The organism is Petralouisia sp. (genome assembly GCF_056822245.1).
Genome location: NZ_JBQIOP010000093.1, coordinates 1 through 5,053 on the forward strand (window position 1 = coordinate 1; position 5,053 = coordinate 5,053).

At 46.6% G+C, this 5,053-nt stretch carries 8 protein-coding genes and 1 pseudogene; 3 read left to right on the forward strand and 6 right to left on the reverse strand.

Annotated elements, in window-relative coordinates; translation table 11 throughout:
• The 3 genes from ACTO17_RS19455 to ACTO17_RS19465 all read left to right on the forward strand — a co-directional run.
• Window positions 1-291: DUF2087 domain-containing protein (locus ACTO17_RS19455; RefSeq protein ID WP_482559086.1), on the forward strand; the 291-nt coding region annotated here is incomplete at its 5' end.
• 12 nt (window positions 292-303) lie between these two features.
• Window positions 304-744, forward strand: coding sequence for a VOC family protein (locus tag ACTO17_RS19460; RefSeq protein WP_482559087.1), 441 nt, complete (start codon window positions 304-306; stop codon window positions 742-744).
• Window positions 744-875, forward strand: coding sequence for a cysteine-rich KTR domain-containing protein (locus ACTO17_RS19465; protein ID WP_482559088.1), 132 nt, complete (start codon window positions 744-746; stop codon window positions 873-875). Before ACTO17_RS19460 ends, ACTO17_RS19465 begins: the two co-directional genes overlap by 1 nt.
• Before the next feature lie 140 nt (window positions 876-1,015).
• On the opposite strand, the gene ACTO17_RS19470 is transcribed toward ACTO17_RS19465, so the two are convergent.
• From ACTO17_RS19470 to ACTO17_RS19495, 6 genes and pseudogenes are all read right to left on the reverse strand, one after another.
• Window positions 1,016-1,147, reverse strand: a complete 132-nt coding sequence (locus tag ACTO17_RS19470; RefSeq protein WP_482559089.1) for a hypothetical protein — start codon at window positions 1,145-1,147, stop codon at window positions 1,016-1,018.
• Window positions 1,148-1,152: 5 nt separating this feature from the next.
• Window positions 1,153-2,595, reverse strand: coding sequence for a S1 RNA-binding domain-containing protein (locus tag ACTO17_RS19475; protein WP_300819894.1), 1,443 nt, complete (start codon window positions 2,593-2,595; stop codon window positions 1,153-1,155).
• 27 nt (window positions 2,596-2,622) lie between these two features.
• Entirely contained in the window at window positions 2,623-2,946 is a 324-nt protein-coding gene (locus ACTO17_RS19480) for a hypothetical protein (RefSeq protein ID WP_482559090.1), read from the reverse strand.
• Between the two features lie 41 nt (window positions 2,947-2,987).
• Window positions 2,988-3,341, reverse strand: a pseudogene (locus tag ACTO17_RS19485) (DUF1697 domain-containing protein); the annotation flags it as partial.
• Between the two features lie 424 nt (window positions 3,342-3,765).
• On the reverse strand, window positions 3,766-4,194 hold the full coding sequence (locus ACTO17_RS19490; RefSeq protein WP_482559091.1) for a DUF3788 domain-containing protein: 429 nt from the start codon (window positions 4,192-4,194) through the stop codon (window positions 3,766-3,768).
• 13 nt (window positions 4,195-4,207) lie between these two features.
• Window positions 4,208-5,053 (reverse strand): helix-turn-helix domain-containing protein (locus ACTO17_RS19495; RefSeq protein WP_482559092.1); only part of this gene is annotated, 846 nt, incomplete at its 5' end.

Here is a 5,053-nt window from a genome sequence, read left to right on the forward strand (position 1 = left end):
GATGATCGCTATCTTATCACAGAGGATGAAAAGCAACACATTGTTGAGACTTTTTTTTCCAGTATTCAACCTCTTGTACTAAAATCTTTTTCGCCCAAAGAAAAGAAAAAGGTTGTTATCCTTGGAAAAATAGCTGAACAATTTGAATATGGAAAAAAATACAGTGAGCATGAAGTTAATGAAATTCTCAAGCCTATTTATGCTGATTATATGACTATTCGACGATACCTTATTATGTACGGATTTATGGAGCGTACCAGAGATGGCCGACAATATTGGCTCACAAATTAGAAGGAGGAAAGGATGAAACCGATTATTGATCATATTCAAATTACGGTTAAAAATATGAAGATCGCAGAGCCGTTTTGTGACAAACTTATGCCCATTTTGGGATATAGTCTGACGGACAAAATAAGCGCCGTTATTGAAGAACACGATTTATATGTGGTTGAATATTTGAACGAAAGTTTTGATTTTGCTATATGTTCACCCCGTACAACTTTCAAAAGTGATACTATACACCGAAGAAAACCAGGAGCATTTCACCATATGGCATTTAGAGCTAATTCAAGAAAAGAAGTGGATGAGCTCTATTTACGTATCAAAGAAATAGGGGCAAATATAATTTATACTCCACGAATTTTTGAAGAACACGGTCCCTATTATTATGCGATGTTTTTCAAAGATTTAGAGGGGATCAAATATGAAATTGTGTTTAACAAACCGGAAAGTGAGGTGGTTTAATGTCTGGACGGGTATGGTTGTATTGTCCAGTGTGTAACAGCAAAACCCGCATACAACTTAGAGCAGATACTATCCTTGAAAACTTCCCCTTATTCTGCCCAAAGTGTAAGCATGAAACTGTAATATGTTAGTTGATTTTAAACCTGTTCGTTGCGCTTTCGTATCAGGAAAAGATGTAGAGGAATGGCTATGTAAAGAGATAAAAGTATGGAACCACAATATTTAAAAGAGTTGTAGCTCCATATGTTTTATATCATATCTGCAAGAAATATCACAGATTCTGCCGGATGATCCGGGTAATGATCCCCACAGCCACGCCCCGTTCTTCATCAATCCGGGTAACGGCAAAGCTCACATCATCCTTCTTGCCGGGAGTCCGGTAGTCATAGCAGGAGTGGGCCACAGCGTTCACCCGTTGGACAGCCGGATATAGACCACGCCTTTATGTACGTCCGTGACCTTGCCGGCATACTTGCTCTGGATGCGGCATTTTTTCAGGTTGTCATAGTTGGTGTTCTGGGACACGCTCTTGATGTCGGCCTTAATTCCCATATCCTCCAGGCTGTCACGGCGCACGTTCAGGATGCGCACAAGCACCTGGTCGCCTACGGAAAAACGCTCATGGGCATCCCCGATCCACTCCCAGGCCAGGTCGCGGGCCATGATGGAGCACTCCACTCCGAATACCTCCACCCGGATGACCTTCTCTGCCACGGCAATCACACGGGCCTGGGCAATGCGTCCCTCATAAATGCGGTACATGCCTGCCGCATCCGTATCCAGATAGAAGGTCTGCCGTTTCCTGAGCATGGCCTCCTTCCGGCTGGCGACCACGCTGCGGGTTTTGGAATCAATGCCTTTTACGATAAAGTCGATCTCCGCCCCCAGCATGTTGCCGAGGATCTTGTTCTGCCGCAGCATCAGCTCCGCATATTCCTGTCCGGAAGGGCTGCGGCCTACATTGATCATCATCTCCTTTAAGGGGATCACGATCCGGAAGCCCTTATAGTCTACGATGGTGATGGTCTTGCCGTTGTCCGTCTGCTCGATCCCGCCAAGCTGCCCGGTAAGGATACGTCTGGTACGGTAGGCATTGTGGATCTCATGCCAGATGGCGTCCCCACGGGATTCTTCCGTCTCCACTTCCCCGCGCACATCCAGTGTCAGTACCGGGGTCGCCTCTTTCCTGCCTCTGGCGGCGGTACGGCGGGAGGGGGATGCCATGGAGGGAGTCGCAGTTCCGGCTGTGCCTTCAGCGGAGGGGAAAGGCGTATCTTCCGGCCCGGCTCCAGTGGGTTCTGTTTCTTCCTGGGGAATGGTTTCTTCCGCTTTCTCTGCGGTATCATCAGCCAGCTTGCTCTTATCGGTATCAGCATCGGCCGCCAGGGGATCAGGCACAGCTTCCATGTTCTCCAGCATCTCTGTTTCTTCTTTCTGTGCTTCCCCGCCAGTTTCTGTAGAGGGTTTCTCTTTTTTTCTGCGGGTGGTGCGTCTGGTCTTTGCAGGGGTGCTGCCTGTTTCTGGTGAGGTTGCCAGTTCCGTCTGTGCTTCCCCGAAAGCATCGCTTTCCCCGTCAGCGCCATGCGTGGTGCCGGTGCCCCCGGAACCTTCCGGCCCCTCCCCGAAGATTTCTTCCTCTGTAAGCTCCGGGAGATCCCCCTCTGCCAGATCCGGTGCGGCAGCCGGTTCCTGGTCCATGCTGCCAAGCAGCTCATTTAAGTCCATGCCGTCCGCTTCAGGCGGTGTGCCCTCTCCGGGGAAGGCTTCGGCCTCTGTGCCCGTTCCGTCCAAAGGGTTGTTTCCTTCCATAGAAGGGTTTTCCAGTTCCATAAGTTCTTTTTTTCTTGCCATGTGTTTACCTCCATAAATGTTGTTGTTCTATTTCACAGCCCCAAAACGGGCCGTTCCATAGCAGTTGCATTTCAGGACATGATGGAATCCTTGTCCGCAGATACGATCCCGGCAGGCGTGCCGGAAGATACGGCAGGGGCAGCCTTTTCCGGCCCGGATGCCGGAGGGGCCGGCGCTTTCTGCTGTGCGCCAGGTGCCGGTGCTTTCACCGCATCTTTTCCCGCAGGCTTTGTCCCTGCTTTTGGGGCAGGCTTTGATGCTGTTTTCGTTGTCTATTTTGGTGCCTGCTTTTACGGGGCCGGCTTCGTCGGTTCCGGTGCGGCAGCGGCCTCCATTTCCAGGCGCCTCCATTCCGGGATGTGGGCGGATGCCTTGCAGGAGCGCAGCAGGGGGTATACATCGGAAAATGCAGCCGGCGGTATTATGAAAATCAGATTATCATAGATTTCTTTGTTCTCACTGCCCCACCAGTCGGGCGCATTTTGTAAAATATCCTCAAGCGCTTCCCTTGACAGGACAAAAACAGGAATATCCAGTCCAAACTGATTTTTTATCATTTCCTCAATCTTGTCCGTAAGCTTCCTTATATTATCTTCATCACTGGAAAAAATCACATTGCCGCTGTTCAAATATGTTTTCACTTCTACAAAAGCAAGTGTTTCAAATCCCTTCTTTAATTCTGCCATTGGCACTTTATTTTTCCCGCTTATATTGATACCCCTTAATAAAGCAATATATCTTTTCATATCCGCAAACACCCCTGCCACTTCCTGATTTATTTATTCATCAATCCAAACGCTTTTTCAAATGAGATACATTCTGTATATCTTCCATTCCACATGAACCCATTGTAATATTTATAAGAATTATCGGCTGATATATATGCATTATCAACCATACTGGTTTGCCGGAACAATCATTTTAAAACCGTGCTCAAAGCCACCTTTCACAGATGCATCTATACAGTAATCCGTCTACAGCCCAATAATAATACCTGAAAATCATATAACTCATTATTCATAATCAAATTTGGGATATCAACAACCAAAAGTACGATTCTATTTTCTCCTATTCATATGGACAATACCTGTTCAGACATTAAACTGCCTCTCCTTCCGGCTTGTTATACACAGTTTGTCATAAAACGGCTCTGCAACTTTCATATTCCTGCTATGATGGTATACGCTTTCTGAGATTGATAAGGCGAAATACATCATCCATAATTTCTCTATCCCGCACATCCAGCATCAACCATTTCTGTCCATTTCCGGTTTTTGTGTTTTTGAATACTGTCTGCACATAGTCGGAACATTGCGGCATAAGAAACTCTGCCTCCGTAAGTTCACGACTTCCTACAACCACGAGAGCAATAAAATAGCCCTGCATCGGATAGAGTGTACAAAGAGACTTTCCGCCTTTTTTATACTTAATATTCCAGCCTGCCTGCATAGAACAACGGCTGTGTTCTATGCAGGGCCTGATCCGATAGGTGGACTGAATACGGTTATTAAAATCTGTCCATAAAGAATTGTTAATGTATTCTGTGACTTGCTCCATTGAAGGAGATTTTTCCTTTGAATATAGCGTATTCCAATCCATTCTGAATTCCTCCTTAGCCTTTATTGTTCAGTGGCAGGGGCTTGACCCAAATTTCCATACAGGCCATCCCCTCCAGGTCACGGTAATATTTTTCTGCTGAGAAAGGCTCCGTGGTTAAATTGTGGCGGGGCAGCCAGATACCAAAAAGATATTTACCGGCCTGATCTAAAGAAACCGTTACCAAATCCTCAAAATTTTCTGCTTCGACTCTGCAAACGATGTATTCTCCTGCCGGGAGTTCCCTCTTAACAAAACCATCCTGCAGCCGGTCCGGAATATTTTGAACAAGGCCGCCTGCAAAATAAGTGAAAAAGTTCTGTACAGTACCTTCCCCATGGGACATTCCCATTTCTACAGCAGTATTTAGATTGGCTGCGATGGAAACCTTCTCCATGTGATAACGCTTCCAAAGCTGTCCCGGTACATCTACACCTGTGCTTTCACCAGCCGGCATTTGTTCGGAAATACGGACTTCCGTTTCCAGGCCAAGGTAAATTTCCGGTTTTTCCAATGTCCTTCTCTGGATTTCCAGGACGATATTTCCGGCCACCAGCGGAACCCCCTCGTCTACTAAAACATAATTCATGGAAACTTCCGGCCTGGCGAATGTATTGAGCATTGGCAAATCCCTCCTGTAGCTTTCAGGCGTAATCCCATACGTTTCCTTGAAAGCCCGTGTAAAATTCCCGTGACTTGAAAAGCCATAGTCCAGGGCAACGTCAAGAATCCTATGGTTGGTACTTTTCAGGTTTTCAATAACCTTTGCCAAACGGCGTAGCTTCACATATTCCTGAACCGGTTTGTTTACCAGCCTTTTGAATAATCGCTGAAAATAAAAGGGGGACAGACCGACAGTATT